We start from the raw sequence: 24,253 nt of genomic DNA on the forward strand, positions 1-24,253 counted from the left end.
CAAATTTAGGTAAACAACACCGTTTTCAATTATAAAAACGGTGTATCTCCGGATTTCCTGATTCTGGCATACTCCGAAGACTCTCCAATCTCAATCAGGAATTCCATGGCCTCACTGTTATAAACCGTGTTCTCAAGTTCGAACGGCTTTCCGCTCTTCAGATACGTAATGCCTGTTACAAATAAAGCCGGTGAGCCTGGATTCTCATCAAGCAGAATCGCATCACTCGGACTTAGCGAAACAGCGCGTAAAACTTGACTGGCGCTCTGAAATTCAAATCCGTACGAGGAGGAAAGATACTTGTATAGCGATCCCTTTAAATGCTCTTCGGAAAGATCGGGACATAAAAATTGCGGGATCCACAGCTTCTCAATCAGAATCGGAAGTTCATCCGCAAAACGGACGCGTTCGATATACCAGACAGTATGGTCGATGCGGATATCCAGATTCCGTGCCACTTCCTCACTCGGTCGTTCTGCCGAGAAGCAAATCACCTTGGAAGTAGGATGCATGCCTGCCGACTCGATAATAAAGCTGGTGCTTTTCACTTGTCTGGCATCCCGGGCTACATGTTTTTTTAAATAACGATTTCTGACCTCAGTCGACAGAGGACCTGCATTAACGAATGTTCCTCTTCCCTGCTCGCGGTTGATAATCCCATCGTTCACAAGGTTGCTTAGTGCCAATCGTACAGTCGTTCGGCTCACACCGTATTTGTTAGTGAGTTGCTCTTCCGTTGGAAAAAGCGAATGCGGCGGATATTCGCCACTGGAGATTTTATCTCTCAGCAGCTGAGTCAATTGATGGACCAAAGGCAAGGGGTTGGTACGATCAATGGCGTCCAGAAAAGACCCTCCTTAGCTAATTTCAAATAAATTCATAACATGTATGATACAAATTTGTATTAACGTTATAATAAATGTTTTATTAGATGTTGTCAACAAACCTCACCTAATTTATTTTTTTAAACAAAATTTATATTTTTTCATAAATGGAAACGCTTGATTCAGGAAGATAAAAACCAATTTTCTCTGTGAAATTCATTGCTTTACCAGATTTATGTCACATAACATCACACAACGACTCTTAGACCAATTCTTATTTTGTTAATACGAACGGCCAGAAGCTAAAGAAATGAACCAAAACTATAGAATACGGTGGCTATCAGGCATGGCGGCTGTTGGCCCTATATCGCCAAGACCCAGCACGGCAGTTCCGTCACTGACAACAGCAACCCTATTCTTCTTGATCGTGTATTCGTAAACCAAAGCTTCATTAATGCGAGCTTAGGTGTTTGCGGTAGCCCTCCACCTTCTCTTCCCGGTAGCCCATCGCCTCATAGAAGACATGCGCCTCCTTCCGCTTCTCACCCGATACAAAAATAATATAATAGCAATTCCGTTCATGGGCAATATCTTCAAGTGCTGACATGAGCTTTTTACCAATTCCCTGACGGCGCGCCCGCGAAGAAACGACTACATTCTCTATCACCATAAACGGGCGGCAGTCGCCAACCAGGTCCTGGCACACAATGCCCATCATCGAGCCAAGCAGCTCCCCGTCTACAAAAGCGCCTAACAGAATGTACCGGCTGTCCGCCTTAATCGTCTGAAACGCCGTTTCCAGCTTTTGCGGGTCAGTGGTCCGTTAATCAGTTCATGGTAGAGCTTGTTCAATGCCTGAAGAGTTTCGAATTCAATTTCTTTAATGATCACCATGTGTGCTTGCCCCACTTTCTGTTGATTAAAAAGACACAGACATTTCCTTCAGCACAACCTTCGTGCGTTCTTCAACGCTCAGGTCTCCCTCTAATCTCAGCACAGGACAGGACAGGCAGGACATCCATTCCTCATGCAGTATCCTGCTTCTGACTTCCCGCCCCGCCGTATCATATAATGCTGCCCATTCCATAAAAGCCTGCACCCCTTCGAACATGCTGCCGCCCGGCAGGCTTTCCACACCATATCGCTCATATTCCCTCGTTCTCAGGCGTTCCAGCCGGATGTCCTGCGGAATCCACAGAAATACCACCAGATCAAAACGTGGGCGCAGCCCGTCCCCCCAGCCACAGACCGCACCGGACAAAATCCAACGCTCCCGCTGATCCAGATCACCAGTGATTCTGCCTAGTCTTTCCGTAATCTCTGTCTGCTTCGTATATTTGCGCTCCCAGAAATAATCATCGCTGTCCAAATGCACATGCGGCAGATGATCGGCCAAAGCCCGGCCCAGCGTGCTGGTTCCAGCTCCCGAAGCCCCCATGATATGAATTCTGCTGTACATGACTCCTCCTTCGGGTTGCTGTAGTTACGCCAATTGTATATTTTCTCCCAAAAAAGATACAGCGACACTTTTCACTGTACCGTTCCGGGGCAAAGTAAATAAACAGCAACAAAACCACCCTAAAGGGTGAATAAGGTTGGAACTTATGGAGAGGCATGATTGCACCACGTGCAAGTGCAAGATTCCCGCCCATTTCGCGCGTGGTTAAGCTACGCATGATTGTCGTGCAGATTTTCGCCCAGGTCCCTCTGCGGGCACTTTGCGTGGTCCGCTCCCGATCCATCCTCGAGTGATCCGGACAGGAGATCCGTTAATTGGGCGGATCAGGCTGTTCCGCAGGTCAAACGGACACAGATTCCGTTAAATGTCCTTTCCCCCCTCATTCTGGGACCAGATGAACGATATAACGGCTCCTGAGTCCGAATCCACCGGAAACGTAGAATTTTTCGCAAAATAGCGGCTTCTCTGTCCACTTCACTCTGCAGACGTTCCCGATTCCTCCTCTACAGCCTACACCTTTCTCCTCTGAAGCTTCCGGGTTATCCACATTTTTCTGCTTTGTATAAATTCCTATACAGCAAAAAAACCACAGGCCAGATGGCCTGCAGTTAGATGTCCTGCCCTTCACAATCTTAGCCAGAAATATCCGGCGGAATCCGCCGGGCCATACCGGTTGCAATCGCCGCCCGAATGACCGCCTCCCGGACCACTTCGACCACTTTTTCATTAAAAATACTCGGGATGATATACTGCTCATTCAGCTCGTCCGGATGAACCACAGAAGCAATCGCCTGCGCCGCGGCCAGCTTCATCTCCAGATTCACCGCCTTGGCTCTGCAGTCCAGCGCCCCGCGAAAAATCCCCGGAAAACACAGCACATTATTAATCTGGTTCGGATAGTCGCTTCTTCCCGTCGCGAGCACACGGACATAAGGCTCGGCCAGTTCCGGCTCGATCTCCGGGATCGGGTTCGCCATGGCGAACACAATGCTATCCTTTGCCATGCTCCGCAGCTGATCGACACCCAGGATGCCTCCCCCGGAGACTCCAATGAACACATCCGCCTCCTGCATGGCTTCCGTGAGTCCCCCTGTCAGGCCCTCGGGATTCGTTGCTCCGGCAAGCCAGCTCCACTCAGCGTTGTCATACGCCTGCTGCCTGTGCAGGATGCCTGCCCGGTCAACGGCATAAATCTTCCGCGCCCCTGCCGCCAGCAGCAAACGGCAGATGGACACGCCCGCTGCCCCGATGCCGACAACAACAATTCTGCAGGTCTCTATGACTTTGTCCACCACTTGCAGCGCATTCAAAAGACCCGCCAACGCCACAACCGCCGTCCCATGCTGATCGTCATGAAATACCGGAATATCCAGCTCGGCCGACAGCCGCCGTTCGATTTCGAAGCAGCGCGGAGAACTGATATCTTCAAGGTTAATGCCGCCAAATCCGGCGGAAACCGCTTTCACAATACGGATGATTTCCTCCGGATCTTTGGTATTCAGACATAGTGGAAAAGCATCGATATCGGCCAGCTGCTTGAACAGCATAGCCTTGCCCTCCATCACCGGCATGGCCGCTTCCGGCCCGATATCGCCGAGACCCAGCACCGCGGTTCCGTCGGTGACGACTGCGACCGTATTTCTTTTAATCGTAAGAGAATAGGCTTTCCCCGGATCTTCGGCAATCGCCATGCAGACACGTGCGACGCCAGGCGTGTAGACCAACGACAGATCCTCCCGGTTTTTGATCGGCATCTTCGGCGTAATCTCGATCTTCCCGCCGATATGTGCCAGAAACGTGCGGTCAGATACATTGACCACCTTAATCCCCGGCATATTTGCAAGTACCGTAATAATCTCTTCATTTGCCGCATCCTGAACGTTGACCGTAATATCCCGGGTGGTTACGTCCTTGCCTGCGCGGATCACATCAATGGCCACAATATCCCCGCCGACCGCCGCCAGCCTGGACGCCACATCGCCAAAGGTCGCCACCGACTTGCGGATCTCCAGCCGGATAATCATCGTCGTCGCAATCGACATAGAGCAAGCCTCCTTCATCTGACCGTTCTATGTCCAATATACTACAGTTCACACTTTATACATAATTGTATCCATATATTTTCGATTCCCACGTTTTACCGGTTGCCTTTGATATAATTTGAACATCTGCGCCTAGAAACTATACATCCAGGAGGAATAGCATTGGCCGTTTCCGTATCCAAATTAAATGAATATCTAGAGAAATACGTTTCTTTTTTAATTATCGAAAAGAATCTCTCCCCCAAATCCATCAAGGCTTACCTTTCCGACCTCAACATGCTCCACAACTGGTTAATCGAAAATGAGGCAGACGCCATAACAAGCGACATCCTCCATCATTACTTCCATAGCTTTAACAGTTCTGGCATGCTCAAAGATTCAACCATCAAGAGAAAATACATATCAATTAAAGCCTTTTTTATATTTTTGGTCCAAAAAAACTGGATTGAACAATCTCCGCTTCATAACTTCGGCAAGAAATTCAAAACCGCCAAAAGAATTCCCAAAACGCTCGCTGTTGAAGAAATCGAACGTTTGCTGCAATCTCCGCTGTTGGATCGGGAGCAATTGACCACGCCTTTCCGCACCCGCCTGTCCATCCGCAATGATGCCATCATCGATTTATTATTTTCAACAGGCATCCGTATTGGAGAGCTTGCACAAATTCACCTGCAGGATATCGACTTGAAGAACCAAGTGGTTGTCATTTTTGGGAAGGGGCGCAAAGAGAGGCTGCTATATCTGTCCAGTACCGAGCTGATCGACAAGCTCAACGACTGGATGGAGGTCCGGGAATTGTTCCGTCCGAAAAACGATACTCTGTTTCTTAATAAATATGGCCAAGCTTTATCGATTTACGGGGTTGAAGATATTTTCGCCAAATACAGAAAGTTAGCCAGCATCAACGAAAAGGCGACCCCTCACTACCTCCGTCATTCCTTTGCCACTCAGCTGCTTGAGAACGGAGCCGACCTCCGTGCCGTCCAGGAAATCCTCGGCCACTCCAGCGTAAGCACCACAGAAATCTACACCGAAGTATCGGTCAAACGAAAGCGGGACGTCCTCTCCCAATTCAACCCCCGCAACCGGCTGGAGACCTCCAAATAACTACGAATTATTTGGGGGTTCAATATTAATGAAAAAATTATTAAATTTAACTAATGAAGTGCTAAATCAAATTTCAGAAGAACATTACAATAAAATTGATGATCTATATCCAATTAAGGTGACCGATCACATTATTTCTGAAATCACTTTGAAAAATTCAACTAGACTTGCGGCACAGTTTCTGCCGGATGCACGTGAATTAGATGCTAACGAAGGTATTGGCGCCTTTTTCCCAGAAGAAATTCACAACACTGAAATCGTTGTTCAGAAATATCCTAATCGGTGCATGATTTATACTACTGGGGTTTGTTTTGCACATTGTCGTCACTGTAGTAGAAAAGAAAAATGGCATGAGAAAAATAACTTTTCCTATTCTTTATTTGATAAAGCTTATCTATATATCAAACAAAATTCACATTTAGAAGATGTCTTACTAACAGGTGGAGACGCGTTAGCAAATTCAGATGAGAATATTGAATACATGATTGAGAAATTAAGTAGTATTCCACATCTTAAATCTATTAGATTAGCAACACGTGCTTTCACAAGTTTTCCAGATCGAATCACTTCAAAATTATGTGCCATATTAGAAAAATATAAAAAAGTGGTAGTTGTTACACAGTTTAATTGTTCTGAAGAGTTTTCAGAAAAAACTGTAAATGCTATTGATAGTATCCAAAGAACCGGAGCTCCTATACTTAACCAATCGGTCTTACTAAAGGGTATAAACGACGAATATCGATTAATCAAAGATTTAGTCAGCAATTGTGCTGCTTACCGTGTAATTCCTTATTACCTATTTCATTGCTTTAATGTTAAAAGTATTGGACATTTTAGAACGAATGTTGAGATAGGTGAAAAAATCATTAATAATCTAGTTGGAAATATAGGCGGTTGGTGGATCCCAAGATACATCTTAATCCCTGATAGCACAGGGATTAAAATCCCTTTATGTCCTAATGGACTTATAGAGAATTCTGATAGTGGTATTAAAGTAAAAGACTTTAAAGGGCGCGTTCTGAAATATAAGTAATATTAGTTGTAAAACATCAATTCACAGAGCTGCCAGTCTTGGTCTATAAAGTAAGATCTTCTATCTGTAATATGATTTTGTTCCGGTAAAATTCTATTTTTCATATCAAATCCTATTTTCCTGCCCAATTCAGTGATTTTTCTAATTAGCGGTGAGTATTGTTTAATGTTTACAAGTCTAAGACTATCCTCTGGAAATAGATGAAGTGCTTTCGCTTGATCACCTATCATATAAGAATATTTTGCGTAATTGTACCTCACATTACAGTGTACAACAGGATCTGGACAAGAGTTTGAATGAAACAAAGCCTTTTCGAACAATTCTTCTATATTTTTGTTTCTGAGGGTCATATTTAGAATTGCAAGATTATTATAGATGTATGCATATTGGAGCGGTGAAATAGCACTTCTTAAGGCCTCTGTTAAATATTTTTCAGCTTCAAAATACTGATTATTTAAGAGAAAATATAATCCTAGATTATTCTGAACAAAGTGAAGTTCTAATGACAATTCGCCACATAGAATCTTTTCTGATTCCTTTAAATGATCTAAAGCACTTGATTGATTATTATTCATCAAATACTCGATGCCTAAATTATTATGAACGCAAGCTAAATTCCTTACAAATGATGTATTTTCGAAAAGCCTAATTGCCTCCTTGAGATTCTTGCAACATTCTTGATATTTCTCATGGACCATCTGAGTAACCATTAAGTATGAACCCTTTGTAATTAAATCTTCTTTGTTGTTAGCTAACATAATACCCTTATTATAATTATTCAGAGCTAAATCATATTCTCCATTTAAATCATAAATTGAAATGAGCTTAAGAAAAGATTCATGGAAAATGTTGTGATTGTTCTTGCAATTTTCCAAAGCTTCCTTACAATATTTAATTGTATTGCTATAATCGTTTTTGTAATAGTAGGCTTGAGCGATAATTCCGCAAAGTAAAGAATAGTCTTCGCTCAGTTTTAGTGAATCCAACTCTGCTTTCGCAAGACTGCTGAATAATTCGATACTAGTATTTATATCACCAGTACTATAATAAGCTCTAATTAAGAAAAAATTTAACTTCGCCATATCATGTGCTTCCAAAATAATACGCTGCTTTATTTTGATTACATCTTCAATGTATCTGTCATGCATACATTTACTAAAAGCCCGGTTTCCATAGACCTTAATCCATTCAAATGCTTTCTGGTATGATTTAGATTTTAAATATAAAAAAGACAGATTTCTGGCTTTGCTAATGTTTTCATTTGGGCTGTTTTCATATGCATTTATAATTAATTCACGTTGTTTTTTTTCTTCGTATGCAGAGATATGATCTGAATTTTGTATGTATTCCGATAAGATTTTATACTTAATATGAAATTCATCATTTTGTTCTTCATAGTTGATCATTTCTTTTTTTTGTAATGTTTCTAATATTCCATAAATTTCATTTTTAGGTAGATTCATAACCTCCTTCAGAACTGAATCTGATACAGTTCCTCCTGCGATTGATATAATATACAAAGTACGTCTTACTTGTTCATCTAACGAGTTTATTGTCTCATTATAAATTCTTCCTAACCATTCTTCGGTTTCTGTCTTAAATGTATGGGTCTCAATTTCTGCAAGCGAATTATTTGCGCATACAACGGATAAAAGAAGCGGCAATCCTGCTGTTTTCTCATGGATTCGTACTATAAGAGGATCATTCTCATTAAATCTACTGTTATAACGCATGTTAATGTACTCTGAAGTTTCTAGGATAGTAAATTCATTCAATTTAGAACTATTGCATTTTGTAGTCTCAATATTTCGAGTGAAAAAGTTATTGATTGTCTCTAGAAAGTGATAATTGTTAATTTCTGATTTCTTGCTTTCAGTTGAACAGACAATACTGAGATCACAGTCACTTTTTAATAGTTCTTCAATAAATATCGCGCTATTACAATCTAACTTTTCAATCTCATCTAGAGTGATATAAATTCTTTCATCTACCAAGCTTGTGATTTCCAGGACAATCCGTGCTAAAGTTTGAGGAAACTCATTACTCTTAGCCTTATCGATCGTTTCTAGATAACGTTCATATTTACTTTCAATAGTTGATCTTATAGCTTCAAGAACGTCTACTTCAGCATTAAAAGTAGCTGAGTTTTCTGTTCCTACAGAAGCTGAAATCTTTAATTCAAACGTTTTAATCAAATTTGCTAGGAAACTGGATACCTTAAACTTCTGCTTTTTCTTTTCAATCTTGCTTATCGAAATAAAATTAATAATGGCATTTTTCAAAGAGATAAGACCATCAGTTTCAATTTTATTAAAATTCAAATGAATATGTAATAGCCCATTCAGTTTATTGCTTATAACATTCAGAAGAGTTGTTTTTCCAACCCCATAAACACCAGATAGAATAAAAAGTTCTTTTGAAAATACCCCATGCTTCAAGAAATCTTCCAATTCTCTGTATACTTCTCTTTTATCTATAATCATTGTCAAAACTCCCCTTTTATATTTATAAGAACCCCCAAATAATTCGTAGTTATTAGGCCATAAACGCGTTGATTGGAATTCATCCATTTTTCTTGAATCGCCTGCAACTCAAAGCGTCTTCAAGAATCAAAACCCCACCCGAAACAACATCATTCATGCTCTTTTTTCATTCTCGAAAATATATATTCGTCCTCAACTTCCATAATCCTCCTGTAATCGAGCTTGAATTTCATAAAAATCCTACAAATGTAGACAAAAAAAGACAGCCCATTTAGGCCGTCCTGTCTTCGTCCGAAGATTTCCCTCTACAATCTCTTTATTTCATGCTCCTCAAGGTCTATAGGCCTCCTCCAGCATCACAACCTTCTCCCCAACAGCCGTAATCCGGAACAGCCTTTCTTTTACCTCCGAAGTGATAAAATCATTGAACGGAACGTACTTCAGCCTGGCCCCGTCCAATTCGGCAATAAGCACTTCTGGTTCAAGTACGACACTCTCAATATCTTCACTTGAGTTCCTGATATAAAAGCCGTTAGCCAAGGAGCCTTCGTCCGGTTTCCCGTCCTTTTTGGCTGCAGCCTCGGCTTCATCGCCGGAGAACCATTCGACCTCATCCAGGTCCAGTTGCACGGCTCCTCCACTGTTGCTCAGGTTTTTGACAAAAGCGAGCTTCTCTTCCACTTCGGGCAGCTTCAGAATGTTCATCCGCAGCTTGTAGAGCTGCTCGGCATCCACTTCTCCGCTGTCGGAGTTTTTTGCTTGCTCCAGGGTGCTGATCAAGTGGATCATCTCTGCCACATTCTGCGTGTACACTTCACCCTCTGCAGTATTGCTTTGCTCCGAAGTACGCTGAAGACTCAAGGAGTTATGTAAATCCTGATTACGGGTATAAAAATATACGTTAAGCGCTAAGGATGCTGCGAGGACTACCGTTCCAATTCTAGCGATGAATGTTCTCCTATTCAACTTGCCTCCCCCCATCACTTTGGCACTTCCCAAGTCTGCGCAAGCTCCAGCAATTCTTGTTCAGCGGCCTCCTCGTCACCGGTCACTTGGGCTTCAATATAATATGTATCCATGTCATTAATGTCCTTGCTGGGCCGCTGAATGCAAAGCCAATATTCCGTGATATCCGGGACAGACAGGACTGCCGGACCGCCATGCAGGAACTTGATCAGGAGCCCTTCTCCTGCAGGAAGCTGAAGCGTCCGTCTCCATAGCTCTTCCGAATGATTCGGAATGCTGATGTAATTCTGCGGGTCCATCTGACGGCCCAGGGAAATCTCTATCTGCTCCAGTGCCACCCGCTCGTCTTCCATAAGATATTTTGCCGGTTCTTCAGGTCCCAGCCGTACCCTGCTGACAGCGGATTGGGGCGAAGCCCCAGGCGGTGAATAGATCCAAATTGCAGCAGCTGCAAGGATGAGTACACTAATAAGAGTGAGGTAACGCCATTTTGTCCTCATCGCCATTCAACCTTTCAACGGTGTATTCCATGCAGTTTCACACGCTCAGCACTTTCATAATCGCCGTATAGCAGGATTCCTTGAACACTGCATGCAGCTTGTCGTTGTCGGTCATCAGCCACTGGATCAGGCAACCGTCGATAATTGCACGGATGACCGGGGCCGTTGTATCCGGGGACAGCTCTTCCGCAAAAATGCCCTCCTGTTGCCCCAGCGTAAGCACCTCCGTGCTTATCCGTGCGCAGTTGTCATAGAACCGCTGGTTAATCTCCCGGTAGACCGGTATCCGGCTTGCCCGCGACAGGAAATCCAGGTACACACGGTAAAAGGTGCGGTTCTTCGCCGGGCCCGGGAACGCGGAGTCGATGTAGGCGGCAAGCTTGCCGGCGGCTGTCTGCTGCTCCCGCACCGCAGCCTGCTCTTTGGCGGATATTTTGCCGGTCAGCCATTCCAGCAGCTCCACAAGCACGGCTTCTTTACTGTCAAAATAATAATGCACGACCCCTTTGCTGACCCCGGCGTGATCGGCGATGGTCTGCAGGGTCACGGAATCGTACCCCAGCTCGGACAAAGCCTGAAAGGCGGCGAACAGAATCTGCTTGCGTTTCTCTTCGGATTTCTTGTAGCGTACCATAGAACCTCCACAAATTAGGGAATAATGTACATTATATCATAGAAAATAAAAAGTTGACCGGTCAGAATAAATAATATATAACTGACTTACACATTATAGCTCGCCTAAGGAGAGAACTTGTATGACAGAAACCTTTCAAGCTTTGGTTGTGGACAAAGCGGAGGCTTTTTCCGTGGTGATACAACCGCTGACTCTGGAGAAATTACCTGCAGGAGAAGTGCTGATCCGTGTTGCTTATTCCAGTGTGAACTATAAGGACGGATTAGCGAGTATCCCGAACGGGAATATCGTCCGCAATTATCCTTTTATCCCGGGCGTCGATTTGTCAGGAACGGTCGTTTCTTCCACAGACCCGCGCTTTCAAGAAGGACAATCTGTAATTGCTACCGGCTACGGCATTGGCGTGTCCCATTACGGCGGCTTCAGCGAGTATGCGCGTATCCCTGCCGAATGGGTGATGCCGCTTCCGGAGGGTCTTACCCTGCGTGAAGCGATGATCTATGGCACTGCCGGTTATACCGCGGCCATGTCCATTCAGGCCCTTGAAGCACATGGTGCTGTGCCGGATAAAGGCAAAGTGCTGGTCACAGGCGCAACTGGAGGTGTCGGAGGAGCAGCGGTTGCGATACTGGCCAAGAAAGGCTACCAGGTCACAGCAAGCACGGGCAAAGCAGATGCAGCCGATTATTTGCAGACTCTGGGCGCAGCCGAGGTCATCTCGCGTGAGGATGTGACCGGTGGTTCCGGCAAGCCTCTGGACAAGCAGCTGTGGCAAGCGGCTGTTGATTCGGTAGGCGGTGCCCCGCTTGCAGCGATGCTGAGCAAGATTACCTACGGCGGCTCCGTTGCCGCCAGCGGATTAACCGCCGGAACAGCGGTTGCGACGACGGTGCTGCCCTTCATCCTGCGTGGCGTAAGCCTGCTGGGGATCGACTCCGTTGCTTGCCCGATGGAGCAGCGTATTCAGATTTGGGATCGCATGGCGTCCGATTTGAAGCCGGAACAGCTGGACAATCTGGTAGATCGTGAGATTGCTATAGCCGAGCTGCCTGCCGCGCTGGAAGATATCCTCAAATCCAACACACGCGGCCGCGTGCTTGTCCGTTTGTCCTAACCAGAGAAGCCACCTGCAGGGAGCAATCCCCGGGTGGCTTTTCTTTTATCAATAGCTATCTTATACAACGCTCAAATCTCCGGATAATCTTCAAAGGTTAATTTCAGCATAGCGATCCCCTTTTACTGTCCGCAGGATATGGGTGCAGCAGCTTTCTAAGCCATCGATAAAAGTATCCACCTCCAGATCATACACCTCTTCCTTGTGGACGAACTCCAGCTGATCTCTGGCCTGCCCGATTCTCCTGTCTCCTCTTGCTGCTTCTCTGCGCTCCAGCTCATCTGCCGGACAATGCACACCCACCCGCAGCACGGAATAGCCAAACAGGCTTACTGCAAAGTCCTCACTTGTAAAATGGTAATGCAGCACATGATCCACAATGAGGTTAATACCTCTATCCGCGAACATAGCAATGGAACGGTGAAAAAAATACTCCGTCTCCACAGGAATCAACCGGTCATGCTCCCGATCCTCCATGTGTTCAATCACGATGTCGAAATCATCGAGACTATAGTGAAAATAATCCGGCAGGCTTTTTATCAATGCTTTGGCGAGTGTTGTTTTGCCGGAGCTTGAAACTCCGTTCAATAAGATAATGCTACCTTTATTCAACTGTACTCCTCCATTACTCCGTAATCAGCCCGTAATCCTGCGCCAATGCTGACGCTTAGGACAACCGAAACAAAAAGCAAGCAGCTCCTTCCATAAGATACCATAAAATCAGCGGACACAGAACAAAATCACCCTTATGGGTGAATAAGGGGTGGAACTTATGGAGATGCATGATTGCACAATGTGCAAGATTCCCGCCCATTTAGCGCGTGGTTAAGCTACGCATGGTTGATCGTGCAGATTTTCGCCCAGGCCCCTCTGTCGGGCACTTTGCGTGGTCCTCTCCCGATCCATCCTAGTAATCCGGACAGGAGATCCGTTATCTGGGCGGATCCGGCTGTTCCGCAGGTCAAACGGACACAGATTCCGTTAAATGTCCTTTCGTCCCTCATTCTGGGCCCACATGAACAATATAACGGCTTCTGAGTCCGAATCCACCGGAAACGTAGACTTTTTCACAAAATAGCGTATTCTCTGTCCACTTCACTCTGCAGACGGTCCCGATTCCTCCTGTACAGCTTACACCTTTATCCTCTGAAGCTTCCTGGTTATCCACATTTTTTTGCTTTGTATAAATTCCTATACAGTGAAAAACCCGTCAATTTGACGGGCCAACGTACGGATACAAATTGATCCGCTGATTATTCAGTTAGTGCTTAAGGTCATGCATTCCCGGCCGGATCAGCCGCATTCTGCACACCCGGATACGGCTGAACGTACGGCTGCTGGCGGTACTGCTGGACATAAGGCTGGCTGTAGTAGCCGTGCATGGGAGCAGGCTGGTAGCCAAAGGGCTGAAGCATTGGAGGCTGTGAATACATATTTGGAGCCATATTATTGGCATGTGCGGCGTTTACGCCCTCTGTCTTGCCGGAATCGCCACAGCCTGCAGGGGGGCCAATGAAGGTGTCCGGCTTGACCGGAGCCAGCGCTTCCCTGACCTTGGCTTCATTCAGACAATACGTGTGGGCGAGCACATTCGCCGGGGTAAGCGTCAGCAGATTGGAACCCAGAATAACCTCTGGAATTGGAGCATCGAAGATGGCAAGCAGATGGGTGCAGTCCACGGTAGCAACCTCATAATGCCACCAGCCCTGCGGCACATTAGCCACCTGGCCCGGACTAAGGGGGAAGTGCAGCAGCTCATTCGTAAACGGATTAATCAGGGAGACGACAGCCTCGCCGGAGATGCAGTAGACGAGTTCAGCGGCATTCTGGTGATAATGCGGTTCAACCACATTGGATCTGCTGAGAAAAATATCAAGGAGGGATGTATTTTCGAGTGTATTAAGCTCTTTGATCGACAGGGTATTAATATAGTTCCAGTCATCCTTCTTAAACGTTGTATTGCTGTTCACATCAAAAGTAAATTGTGTATTGGGTGATTTGTAGTCCATGTATGAAGTCACCTGACAATCCTTCCTTTCCGCAAAACCTTTTTTTTCGTTCTGCGATAGGATATGTATCCGCCCAGGCCCAGGTGAATATTTTTTCTCCTGATGCAGCAAAAAGCTCCGCCGCAGTGGAACATGCTTCATATTTACTCACTTGCTATAATTGTCCGGTTCCTTCCCATGTCCTTGGCGGAATACATCGCACGGTCCGCCTGCTCGAGCAGCTCCGCCAGGGAATTCCCGTGGGTGGGGTAATGAGCAATCCCCTGGGAGGAGGTCACCTGCATTGCCAACGGAGCGTCACTGGCTTCAAGCATAATACGGATTCGTTCCGCAACCGCGTAAGCATCCGCAGCCTTGGTTCGCGGAAGCAGCACCACGAACTCCTCCCCGCCATAGCGGCAGCAGACATCGCCCGGACGGATGCTTGCTCTTAGAATTCCGGCCACCTGCTTCAGAACCTCATCTCCTGCCAGATGGCCATACGTATCATTCACAAACTTGAATTTGTCCACATCCAGCACGATGACAGAGAAGGAAACCTGCGCTGCGATCCATTGGTTCATCGTGATTTCGAGGGACCTGCGGTTAGGAAGAGCTGTCAGCACATCGGTCATTGCCTCCTGCGTGAGCTGGTCTGTCTGCTTCTGGATATCGCTCCAGGCGATGGCTACTGCCTTGGTCAGGAGGTCCGCCTCCCGGTTCCAGTGCGGCTCCAGCACAGGGAGCTCAGCCTTTTCCTTGCCTACCCTGTTCATCAGATCAGCAAGCAGAACAAACGGCTTGGCCAATTGATGGGCCAGCAGACCCGCAAGCAGCAGCAGCAGGATAAATGGAATCAGCGTATAGGCAAGTGTTGTGCGGATTTGGCTCCACAGCTCCTTCTGAATCACGCTCACAGGGGAGACTACAACAACCCCCCAGCCATTGGCCGGAACACTTGAATAGCCGGCCAGCATCTGGATGCCTTTTATATTGACCGCTTCCCTCTGCCCGCTGTTCCCCTTCATTAATTCCTGTACAACCTCATTGCTGCCGATATCCTCATTAATCCGCTCTTTGTCGGGATGGAACAGCAGATGCCCGTCGGAGCTGACAATATAATAATAGGAGCCTGTTGCATCGATATCGTTGCTGCTGCCAAAAATCATGTTAAGAATATTGTTATTCTGCAAATAGACCGTTCCACCCAGCAGTCCAAGATATTGCTTATCCCCGTCATACAGCGGCTCGCTCATAAAAACAATCATTCTGCCGGTTAAAGGGGCGGTAAAAGGCTCAGAAAGATAGGGGCCTCTGAGACGCAGTGCTTCTGCAGCCCAAGGAGACTCCACCGGCTTGCCGGCCATTTCCAGGGATACGGGGGACGTGTTGCGGATGATGCCATTCGCACCCACGAGGAGAATTGAATTGAAATAGGTGCTGCTCTTGCGCATCACTTCAAGGTAATCGTTCACTTCTTCCGGCTGCGCCTCATACAGCCTGGACAGCTTGTCCGCGCTGAATACCATACTGCTGCGCATGGAGCGGAAGAGCGAATCCACCGTCCGGCTCATGCGTTCGGCATTGGACAGGTTCAAATTCAGGGTAGTTTCTATAAGTGACTTTTTTTTCGATTGATAAGAAGCAGTGAGCAAAATCGTTGAAGTCAGCAGAACCACCAGCGTGACCAGAGCGATCAGCAGCAGGGTAAGACTGAGTTTTTTATGCGGTTTTGGTCCTGCTCCTCCCAGTCTGGGCATTCCTCAACCTCCTTGCACTTATGGCAGCAGCTGCCGTCAGGTACGTCATTTTTAATTATATACGATTAAGAAACAGATTCCACCGCAGTTTTTATTTCCAAATCATTGTTGCTGAAGCACATTTTCCGGATGGTATTGGGGCAGAATTTCAGATGATGAATTCACCAACTATCGTCAGGAGGCTCACATTTAAAATGAAATGGATGAAAATCAAAACGCTGCCGGCCCTCGCCATATTTATGGCAGCTCTCACTCTTTTTACTGCAATGCTTTGCATCTCCGCAACAGCTGGAGCATCTGCATTAAAAATCAAATCTGCAAATTCCGGAGCCTTAACCTTCGTGCTCGTACACGGAGCTTGGGTCGATGCAAGCTTTTGGGACGAAACAGCCGCCGAGCTGCGCAAAATGGGACATACCGTCTACACGCCGGAGTATGCCGGACATGGGGCGGACAAGAACAAAAACGTTTCTCATGAACAGGAGACACAGTCTGTCGTCGATTTCATCAAGCAGAAGGATCTCCACAATATTATTTTGCTTGGACACAGCTTCGGAGGCACAATTATCCAAAAAACAGCTGAGCAAGTGCCTGACCGCTTGAAGCGTCTGGTGTTTTTTGATGCATTTGCCCCGCTGGACGGGCAGAGCACAGCCGATCAGTTCCCCGCCCCGGCCGTTGAACTGTTCCAAGGACTCAGCAAAGCCTCGGGCAACAACACGGTCATGCTTCCTTTTGACCTGTTCCGTGATACCTTCGTCAATACCGCTACTCTGGAGCAAGCAAAGTCACTGTACAAAAAGGTGATTCCAGAACCTGCCGCCCCTCTGTTTCAGAGGCTGGATCTGAAGAAATTCTACAGCTTGCAAACTCCAAAAAGCTATCTCTATCTGACGGAGGATGTCGCTCTGCCGCAGACTCCAGCCAACGGCTGGCACCCGTTCCAGTCCAGTCACCTGGGAATGTACCGCTTTATCGAAGGCACCGGGGATCATATGGCTGCTCCCCATTACGAGCCCAAAGAGATTGCCGATAAAATCGTGCAGGCCAGCCGGGATTAGAGAACTGAAAAGAGCAAGCGGCGGGAGGCGCTCCCGAATCCGCTTGCTCTTTTTTCAACTACCAGCCTTGTCGCTCAATGAGTGAAGTGATCTGGGCAAGATGATGGCGGTTATGCCAGTTGTAACGCTGAACCGCTGTGTCCAGAGTCATCGTTCCCAGCATCAGGCTCAGAAAGGTTCTAAGAAATTGTTCTTCCCCAAGTGAATCCAGCAGGCAAGCAAATCTGCGGTTAAGGCTTTCAAGCAGCGCAAGCGAGGTCTCCACCGGCTCCAGCTGATAGTCGCTCTGCTCTGCCCACAAGTCTTCCCGATAGGAGGGAATCTCCGGCGCCTCTTCGGTCAGCCCCCGTTTGAAGCGCAGATAGGCATTCATATTGTTGTCGGCGAGATGGTGCACCACCTGCTTAACGCTCCAGCCTCCCGGCCGGTAAGACGTATTCAGCTGTTGCGGAGTAAGCGGCTGCACGGCCTCCCTTAAGACTGAAGCCATACCGCGGATTTCAGCAATGCTCCCGCGGCGCTCACCGGCTGTCTGCGGTCCCAGGCTCATAAACGGACCAATCGGATAACGCCATTGTTCTATATTCGGATGTTCAGAACACACTCCGCACCAGGCCTCCATTCATTGGGCTGCAGCAAATACAGTTAGAGCTTAAGCGCGAGTCTCGCCGCAGGCAAACTGCAGTTCAAGCAAAAAGCTTGCTGCTGATCCGTAATGTTCCAGTTCAAGCTATAATACAACTCGCAACACTGTTATGTTCCCTGCATATTAAACCGCGCCGTCACGAACACAGCCGGCGAGTTCCAGTAGATAGTAACCTCATTGGTGGAATAGCTGAGCTCATGATCGGCAAAGCACTGGGCGGCAGGCTTGCCTTGAAGATGCTCTGCGGCATACTCATCGTGCAGCCCGCGGTTGGGTCCGCCGGATACAAGGCCCGGCACCGGATCAGCGGCGCCGTCACCCACGGACGGGCGGTGATGCGGGTTCATCACCGGATAGGCGCCGAAGCCGGTCACATAGCTGATGTCCAGCACATTGCGGCCCGTCAGGTAATGCAGATGATCCAGGGCGCAGGCGGCATAGGCGGGTTCTCCGCTGAAATGCTCCGCCGCCAGCAGCAGCATCGCATTGTTCATGAGCAGCATATTGCTGCCCCAGATATAATCTTCTTCCAGCAGGGAAATGCGGTAGCCGTCCTTCCGGCTCTGCCGGACCAAACGATCCGCTTCGGCCAGCAGCCCTTGCTTCAGCGAAGCATATAATGCCGTCTCGGCAGCCGCCTTTCCGGTCAGCAGGTAAGCCAGGGTCCCGTATCCGCCCATATCCGCCCAGCCCAGGCTGTATTTCGGAAAAGGCCGCTCTGCCAGCGACCGGACTGCCTGGTGATACAGCTCTTCGCCAGTCGTCCGGTACAGCTCTGCCGCTGCCCAGAAGCGTTCGTCATGATCCGTTCCGTCTCCGTATTCGCCGGTGGCAATTTCCGGCGGATTGGTGAATCCGGGCATTTCGGGATACCGCTCCAGCCAGCCCCAGGCAGCCCTCGCCGCTGCGAGGCATTGACGGGAATAAGCTTGGTCAAACGGCTCATAAACTCTTGCGGCCATAGCCATAACTCCGGCAAAGTCCCCCGTAGCGGCTGCCGATACCGGTGAAAAATACAGCTCTGCCGTATCATCCTCCGGCATTGCATCAAGGGCCGGGAAATTCAAGGTCGTCAGCTTATGGTATACTCCGCCTGTACCCGCCTCCTGCATCTTAAACAGCCAATCCAGCTCCACCTTGCACTCCAGCAGCACATCCGGAGTATTTCCGTCACTCTCCGGCAGCGGAACCGCAGCAGTAAAAGCTGCTCCGTACAGCTCATAAGCCAGCAGCAGATCGGCAACGGCTTTGGCGCCGGGACCGGCGTATTTGCCGTAATCTCCGGCATCATGCCAGCCTCCGCAGCTGTCAAGCTGCAATTCGGGCTGTCCGTAGACGGTCCCTAATGCCGTATGGCATGCGGCATGCCCCCATGGACCTGCATATTCTTCGGTCAGCTCTTCGCCGCAGCGGTAATAATAAAAGGCTTTCAAAAGTCCCTGCTGCAGCTCCCGGTAAGGCTTGTCGGCAATAACAAAGGAAGCGGACACAGCACCGTTCTCCCGTTCAATACGATATCTTCCGGGCGACCTCACCTCCGAGAAATCGGCAGCATGGACCTTGGCGCCGCTGGGTTTATCCAGAGCCGCAGCACCGGATTTCCCCGCGTACACCACGGCCCCTGTTTCTTCATTGACCACCCGGAAATCCTGCCCATCACCGCTGAAAATGGCGATTTTGGCTCCTTCTGCGGAATAACCGATTTGATTCACTGCAATACGGCGAAGTTCAGGCGTGCTCAATCGTCATCTCTCCTCTATTCGGATGATTTTTCAAAAAAGACAGCCACTCCATCCTCGTTGTTAGAAGCGGTGATCATATATTCCGGGGCTTTGGCTTCCTCCCGGGCATTAGTTACGGCAACCCGGGTTCCGGCAGCGGCGAATACACCCGGACCATTCCAATGATCACCGGACACTACGATATTTCCGGTGTCCCCCCCCAATCTGTTATTCGCCTAACAGCTTGATGAAATTGGCCGGCAGGCTATACTGCTGGTTATTAATGATGATCCGGCGCAGCTCCTCATCGGAAGCGTCGGCCCGGGAATCCTTGATTTCCTGAATTTCACGGTGCAGCCGCTCCATCTGCAGATCCAGCTCATACGCCTTGTCAGAGGCATTCTTCAATTCCCGGGTCAAATGCTCGGGGACAGCCTGGCTGTATTTATAAAAGATCTTATGCTCCAGGCTGGCCCAGAAATCCATAGCGATAGTGCGGATCTGCACCTCTACGCATACATGCTCCTGGCAGTCGGACAAAAACACCGGCACCTCCACCAGCAAATGCAGGCTCTGATAGCCGTTGGGCTTCGGATTCTTGATATAATCCTTCACGCCAAGCACCTTCAGATCATCCTGCTTCTGCAGCATGGCGCTGACCTGATAAATATCGGAGATAAAAGAGCAGGTAATCCGCAGTCCGGCGATATCCTTAATGCCGGATTTAATCGCAGGCAGCGACAGCTCGCTGTTCTTGCGCAGCATTTTGTTCATAATGCTCTCGGGAGATTTAATCCGTGATTTCGTATGCTCAATCGGACTGTAGTCATGAAGCATCTGAAATTCCTGTTTCAGGATTTCAATCTTGGTCTCGATTTCTTCCAGGGCAAACTTGTAAATCATCATAAAACGGGTCAAATCATATTTAATCTGCTTGAATTTCTCAATCTGATCTTGGGTGCTCATGCTCAATGCTCCTATCTTAATCTTTCATTCATCATAGCCAAACTATCAGCAGATTTCAAATTTCCGGCATGCAAGCAGAAACAGCTACGCCGTCCTTGTGGAGGACGGCGTGTTTCAGCGAGAAATAGAAGGATAATTTAGTATGCCGAGCATATAGATTTTTATATTTCAAAAAAGGTTATCCCTCCGCCCTGAGGCGGAGGGATAACCTTATGTTCGTACTTGCTGTTCCTTAGCCTACATAATCACTTCTTCAACAGACAGGCTGCGTTCACGCGACAAGTCCCTGAATACATCATCCACCTTGACCAGCGGCTTGAAAATATCCGTCGGATTGTTGATTACAATCGTGCCGACTTCCCCATTGGAGAGACGGACACTTTTGCCTACAAAGCTTGGCAGCAGATGTCCGGTCAGCGCCTGGACCACTGTTCCATTCAATTTGCCGAAGCCCATTTCATGCACCTTGCGCAATACAGCGACCAGGCCTTGCTTCGGCTGATTCGGCCGTGAGGCGGTCAAGCCCATGTAAATGTTCGCCACCGCGACTATTTCTGTGAACGGATGAATTTCATTTTTTAGAATTCCGTTCGGATAACCCGTTCCGTCTTCAAATTCATGATGCTGCAGCGCCACGAGCGCCGTACTCTCATCCATCTTCGAGCCGCGGATAATATCATATCCGTAGGAGGTGTGGCGTTTCAGCTCTTCCTCTTCGGAAAGTGTCAGAATTCCCACTTTGTTCAACAGGGACAAGGGCACCTGGCTTTTGCCGATATCATGCAGGTAGCCGGCACGGCTGATCTGGTACCGTTCCTCTTTGGAGTGGCCAAGCCAAGCGGCGATATAATACGACAGCAGGCCAACCTGCAGCGAATGGTGGTAAGTATCAATATCGTCGCGCTCCAGCAGCAGCAGCAGCGACACGACATCCTTCTGCGCATCCAGCGTTTCCAGCAGCGGCTGCAGCGTATCATCCACCATGGATTGGGTGAACGTGCCTTGGGCCAAAGCTTCCAGGAAAATTGATTCGTAATTCTGAATCGCATGATCGAAATTATCATTCAGGCTGTGGTTCAGGCTGCCACCGTTATCGGTATGCAGCGTGGTGCGCGGCTCGATATCCACGTACTCGATTTTATGCCGGATCAGGATAGTGATTTCTTCACGCTGAACGACCGTTCTCTTGGGGAGAACGTGCAGGCCTACACTGTTGAAAGTGTCTGTCAGAAGACAGTCGCCGTGTTTAAGATCCGTGACATGAACTTTCAAGTCTCAGCACCCCTTTGTATGTACAGGAATAGTTCCCTCAAGCTTTATTTGATCATAGCCCATAAGCCGGCAAAGTAACAATATGGTTAAAGTCACGTTCACGGTCCCGGAATAGGTATATTGAATCCCCTACTTTAGCCTCTTCTACATCCATTTGACAAATTTTTTGTAGGCCAGCCCGACCCCATTTCCTTCCGTACAGCGGGCCAGCTTCTTTCATCGCCTGCTTACGGTCACCGTTCAACCGGAACAATTCAACCAAAATTGCATCGTAAACAGCAACCCGAACAACAGGATCAGGCGCATACTGAGCGGTGTCTTGATTCCGGATACAGGCAATTTGGCCTGCATGGCATTTTTTCCTTTCATGAAACGGAATGGTGAACAATGTACAGGGACTAAATATGCAGCTATAATCAAAAGAAAATGACGGGAGGACACCAGAATATGTATGAGCACCTTGTAGTTTTCAAATTTAATGAGCATTATAGGCCTGAAACCGGAGAACAGCTGGTGCAGACTCTTCTGGCGCTGAAGGAATCCATTCCAGGAATTGCGGAATTGACGGCGGGGTTAAATGTTACGGAAGAAACAGGGAATATCCACGGCTATACGCTGGGGCTCCGCGTGACCTTCAGAGACCAGGAAGCCCTGCGTACATATGGACCCCATCCGGCACATCTCCATTTTGTGGGGCTGCTTGAGGGGATGATTGAGAATGTGGTTGTTGTGGATTATCCTATCCTTTAGAAAAGATCGTTGACATCCACCAGGACTTTGCCGATCAGCTTATCCTTGGCAACAAAAGGGGTGCTCCATAAATGGGCATCATAGCTCGTATTGCGGTTGTCGCCCAGAAAGAAATAATGGTCCGCAGGAACCGTAACCGGTCCGAACGTGTAGTTCATCTTTTCCTGGAGGTACGGCTCATCGATTTTCCCGCCGTTTCTGTACAGCGCTCCGTCCTTAATCTCCAGGGTATCCCCCGCCAGCCCCGCGAGGCGTTTGACATACCGCTTCTGCTCATCGCCGGGTACCGGAGGATAGAATACGACAATATCGCCATGCTTCAGCGTGGTCAGCCAGAGCATTTTCTCCACGACCAGCCGGTCGTTGATCTGTATCGTCGGAATCATCGAGCCGGTTGGAACTCTCATGGCTTCAGCCACATATGTACGGATAAACAAAGATAAAACAATTCCGATGGCGATGCTTGGCACCCATTGCTTCAGAAATTTCATCATTACAACTGCCCCTCCCGGCCATTCTCGGATTAGATTTCAAAACGTTCAAGAATCAGGGCCATTTCGCTTTCGGCGTCAATCCCGGAGTGCCTGGAAAGATGAATCACGAGCAGCCCGCCGAAGATTTGCTCCCATTTGCCCTCATATTCTGTAATCCGCTGCTTAAACTCACGGATTTCCCTGGAGCCTGCCGCTTCCTTGCTCAGAAGCCAGGCATATCTGGCATATCCGGATTTCCGCACCGTCTCCACATAATAGGCAATCCCCTGCTTTTCTTCAACTCTAATGATGTCGCCAAGGACAATGCACGGGTTAAAAATCGGCGTTTTTTCAATGCGGTATTCCCCCTGCCCCACCGGCGTCACATCCAGAATTTCAATCTCGCGGCCAAGCTCATCAAAGCATATATGCAGTCCTACCGTACCCGGCATCTGCGCCCCTCCATTCTTTTCAGGCAGCGCCTTTATAAATTGAACTTGTGATTTTTCTGTTTCGGTTATGATGTATTCCGCTCTTTTATATAGCTATTATTTATTTCAGCCTCTTAAGCGATTTGGCGACAATTCCTTCGAACACCTTCCAGGGCAGCAGCGTCTTGCCGATCACGAGCAGCCGGGAGCCCTTGCCGACAGGGTAACGAAGCCGCGGGGCTTTCATCGCTGTTATCCGGGCAATCAGTTCGGCAACCCGGTCCGGTTCGGGCGCGGTTTCGGCGCTGCGCCGGGAATACCGCAGCACTTCGGCAAGCTGCTCCTGATAGGGGGAACCGGCGCTGCTGTGCATGCCTTCAATCCCTTTCCCCCAAATCGGTGTGCGGAAGGAGGCGGGTTCCACCAGTACGACCCGGATGCCAAAGGGTAGCAGCTCCTGGCGGAGACTCTCGCTGAAGCCCTCCACGGCGTATTTGGAGGCGGCATATGGAGCATAGCCGGGGAAGCCGGTTAAGCCGCTGACACTGCTGACATTGACGATCAAGCCTTCCCGCTGCCCCCGCATAATGGGAAGCACGGCTTGAGTCACCCCGATCAGGCCAAAAAAGTTCGTATCCATCTGCCGCCGCCATTCCTCCATGGCGACGTCTTCCACAAAGCCGCCAACGGCAAAGCCGGCATTGTTGACCAGCACATCGATTCGTCCGAAAATCTCCATGATCGTCGATGCCGCCGACTTAATCGATGCCGGGTCCGTAACATCGAGGGTCATCACGTGGAGCCGGTCCGCTACTCCGGCCTCCCCGGCCTGCCGCAGCAGCTCCCCTTGGCGGCTTAAGTCCCGCATGGTGGCGGCGACCCGGTAGCCCTTGCGTGCCAGCGCCAGCGCGGTCAGCAGCCCGAAGCCGGAGGAAGCACCGGTGATCAGAGCGATTTTATCAGCATTCTGCCCGTTTTCGTTGTTCATTTTTTGCTCCTTTCGTCAGAAAATCCCCGTGCAAA

At 48.3% G+C, this 24,253-nt stretch carries 24 protein-coding genes and 1 pseudogene; 5 read left to right on the plus strand and 20 right to left on the minus strand.

Going from position 1 to position 24,253, the window contains the following annotated elements; genetic code table 11:
• Positions 1-29: 29 nt before the first annotated feature.
• From HYD27_RS17220 to HYD27_RS17240, 5 genes and pseudogenes are all read right to left on the minus strand, one after another.
• Positions 30-800 (minus strand): GntR family transcriptional regulator, encoded by a 771-nt coding sequence (locus HYD27_RS17220; RefSeq protein ID WP_219217167.1) that lies wholly within the window; start codon positions 798-800, stop codon positions 30-32.
• 366 nt (positions 801-1,166) lie between these two features.
• Positions 1,167-1,271: pseudogene (locus HYD27_RS17225) on the minus strand (hypothetical protein); the annotation flags it as partial.
• A 4-nt stretch (positions 1,272-1,275) separates the two neighbouring features.
• On the minus strand, positions 1,276-1,626 hold the full coding sequence (locus tag HYD27_RS17230; RefSeq protein ID WP_228745194.1) for a GNAT family N-acetyltransferase: 351 nt from the start codon (positions 1,624-1,626) through the stop codon (positions 1,276-1,278).
• 117 nt (positions 1,627-1,743) lie between these two features.
• Positions 1,744-2,283 (minus strand): AAA family ATPase, encoded by a 540-nt coding sequence (locus HYD27_RS17235; RefSeq protein ID WP_219217169.1) that lies wholly within the window; start codon positions 2,281-2,283, stop codon positions 1,744-1,746.
• 632 nt (positions 2,284-2,915) lie between these two features.
• On the minus strand, positions 2,916-4,325 hold the full coding sequence (locus HYD27_RS17240) for an NAD-dependent malic enzyme (RefSeq protein ID WP_219217171.1): 1,410 nt from the start codon (positions 4,323-4,325) through the stop codon (positions 2,916-2,918).
• 162 nt (positions 4,326-4,487) lie between these two features.
• On the opposite strand from HYD27_RS17240, the gene HYD27_RS17245 reads away from it, so the two are divergent.
• Entirely contained in the window at positions 4,488-5,432 is a 945-nt protein-coding gene (locus HYD27_RS17245; RefSeq protein WP_219217172.1) for a tyrosine-type recombinase/integrase, read from the plus strand.
• Positions 5,433-5,460: 28 nt separating this feature from the next.
• Complete coding sequence (locus tag HYD27_RS17250; protein WP_219217174.1) at positions 5,461-6,465, plus strand: KamA family radical SAM protein; 1,005 nt, start codon at positions 5,461-5,463, stop codon at positions 6,463-6,465.
• A 2-nt stretch (positions 6,466-6,467) separates the two neighbouring features.
• Here HYD27_RS17250 and HYD27_RS17255 read toward each other — a convergent pair whose 3' ends face one another.
• The 4 genes from HYD27_RS17255 to HYD27_RS17270 form a co-directional block, all read right to left on the minus strand.
• A complete protein-coding gene (locus HYD27_RS17255) occupies positions 6,468-8,948 on the minus strand; it encodes a P-loop NTPase fold protein (RefSeq protein ID WP_219217176.1) in 2,481 nt (826 codons plus the stop codon).
• Positions 8,949-9,278: 330 nt separating this feature from the next.
• Complete coding sequence (locus tag HYD27_RS17260) at positions 9,279-9,914, minus strand: hypothetical protein (RefSeq protein WP_219217178.1); 636 nt, start codon at positions 9,912-9,914, stop codon at positions 9,279-9,281.
• A 14-nt stretch (positions 9,915-9,928) separates the two neighbouring features.
• A complete protein-coding gene (locus HYD27_RS17265; protein WP_219217180.1) occupies positions 9,929-10,414 on the minus strand; it encodes a hypothetical protein in 486 nt (161 codons plus the stop codon).
• A 37-nt stretch (positions 10,415-10,451) separates the two neighbouring features.
• Positions 10,452-11,048, minus strand: coding sequence for a TetR/AcrR family transcriptional regulator (locus HYD27_RS17270; protein WP_219217182.1), 597 nt, complete (start codon positions 11,046-11,048; stop codon positions 10,452-10,454).
• Positions 11,049-11,169: 121 nt separating this feature from the next.
• Here HYD27_RS17270 and HYD27_RS17275 point away from each other — a divergent pair, with 121 nt between their 5' ends.
• Complete coding sequence (locus HYD27_RS17275) at positions 11,170-12,162, plus strand: acrylyl-CoA reductase family protein (RefSeq protein ID WP_219217184.1); 993 nt, start codon at positions 11,170-11,172, stop codon at positions 12,160-12,162.
• Between the two features lie 90 nt (positions 12,163-12,252).
• Here the strand turns inward: HYD27_RS17275 and HYD27_RS17280 are convergent, their stop codons facing one another.
• The 3 genes from HYD27_RS17280 to HYD27_RS17290 form a co-directional block, all read right to left on the minus strand.
• Complete coding sequence (locus HYD27_RS17280; protein WP_219217186.1) at positions 12,253-12,774, minus strand: chloramphenicol phosphotransferase CPT family protein; 522 nt, start codon at positions 12,772-12,774, stop codon at positions 12,253-12,255.
• 662 nt (positions 12,775-13,436) lie between these two features.
• A complete protein-coding gene (locus HYD27_RS17285) occupies positions 13,437-14,171 on the minus strand; it encodes a cupin domain-containing protein (RefSeq protein ID WP_228745189.1) in 735 nt (244 codons plus the stop codon).
• Positions 14,172-14,314: 143 nt separating this feature from the next.
• Complete coding sequence (locus HYD27_RS17290) at positions 14,315-15,910, minus strand: sensor domain-containing diguanylate cyclase (protein WP_219217189.1); 1,596 nt, start codon at positions 15,908-15,910, stop codon at positions 14,315-14,317.
• Positions 15,911-16,104: 194 nt separating this feature from the next.
• Here HYD27_RS17290 and HYD27_RS17295 point away from each other — a divergent pair, with 194 nt between their 5' ends.
• Positions 16,105-16,971, plus strand: a complete 867-nt coding sequence (locus tag HYD27_RS17295; protein WP_219217191.1) for an alpha/beta hydrolase — start codon at positions 16,105-16,107, stop codon at positions 16,969-16,971.
• Positions 16,972-17,029: 58 nt separating this feature from the next.
• Here HYD27_RS17295 and HYD27_RS17300 read toward each other — a convergent pair whose 3' ends face one another.
• The 5 genes from HYD27_RS17300 to HYD27_RS17320 form a co-directional block, all read right to left on the minus strand.
• The gene (locus HYD27_RS17300) at positions 17,030-17,575 is read right to left on the minus strand and encodes a YfiT family bacillithiol transferase (RefSeq protein WP_309242083.1); all 546 of its coding nucleotides are present in this window, start codon (positions 17,573-17,575) and stop codon (positions 17,030-17,032) included.
• Positions 17,576-17,724: 149 nt separating this feature from the next.
• A complete protein-coding gene (locus HYD27_RS17305) occupies positions 17,725-19,359 on the minus strand; it encodes a glycoside hydrolase family 9 protein (RefSeq protein WP_219217193.1) in 1,635 nt (544 codons plus the stop codon).
• Between the two features lie 14 nt (positions 19,360-19,373).
• Positions 19,374-19,562: an HAD hydrolase family protein gene (locus tag HYD27_RS17310; RefSeq protein WP_219217194.1), complete on the minus strand. Its 189-nt coding sequence runs from the start codon at positions 19,560-19,562 to the stop codon at positions 19,374-19,376.
• A gap of 4 nt (positions 19,563-19,566) precedes the next feature.
• On the minus strand, positions 19,567-20,304 hold the full coding sequence (locus HYD27_RS17315; RefSeq protein WP_219217196.1) for a GTP pyrophosphokinase: 738 nt from the start codon (positions 20,302-20,304) through the stop codon (positions 19,567-19,569).
• 237 nt (positions 20,305-20,541) lie between these two features.
• The gene (locus HYD27_RS17320) at positions 20,542-21,576 is read right to left on the minus strand and encodes an HD-GYP domain-containing protein (protein ID WP_219217197.1); all 1,035 of its coding nucleotides are present in this window, start codon (positions 21,574-21,576) and stop codon (positions 20,542-20,544) included.
• A gap of 447 nt (positions 21,577-22,023) precedes the next feature.
• On the opposite strand from HYD27_RS17320, the gene HYD27_RS17325 reads away from it, so the two are divergent.
• Entirely contained in the window at positions 22,024-22,326 is a 303-nt protein-coding gene (locus tag HYD27_RS17325) for a Dabb family protein (protein ID WP_219217200.1), read from the plus strand.
• On the opposite strand, the gene lepB is transcribed toward HYD27_RS17325, so the two are convergent.
• The 3 genes from lepB to HYD27_RS17340 all read right to left on the minus strand — a co-directional run bounded on the left by lepB (position 22,323) and on the right by HYD27_RS17340 (position 24,218).
• Positions 22,323-22,820, minus strand: coding sequence for a signal peptidase I (gene lepB, locus HYD27_RS17330; RefSeq protein WP_219217202.1), 498 nt, complete (start codon positions 22,818-22,820; stop codon positions 22,323-22,325). The two genes, HYD27_RS17325 and lepB, sit on opposite strands and share 4 nt — an antisense overlap.
• A 29-nt stretch (positions 22,821-22,849) precedes the next feature.
• Positions 22,850-23,251, minus strand: a complete 402-nt coding sequence (locus HYD27_RS17335; protein WP_219217205.1) for a DUF4265 domain-containing protein — start codon at positions 23,249-23,251, stop codon at positions 22,850-22,852.
• A 100-nt stretch (positions 23,252-23,351) separates the two neighbouring features.
• Positions 23,352-24,218, minus strand: a complete 867-nt coding sequence (locus HYD27_RS17340; RefSeq protein ID WP_219217207.1) for an SDR family oxidoreductase — start codon at positions 24,216-24,218, stop codon at positions 23,352-23,354.
• Between the last annotated feature and the right edge of the window lie 35 nt (positions 24,219-24,253).

This window comes from Paenibacillus sp. S150, assembly GCF_019352175.1.
GTDB lineage: Bacteria > Bacillota > Bacilli > Paenibacillales > Paenibacillaceae > Paenibacillus_AQ.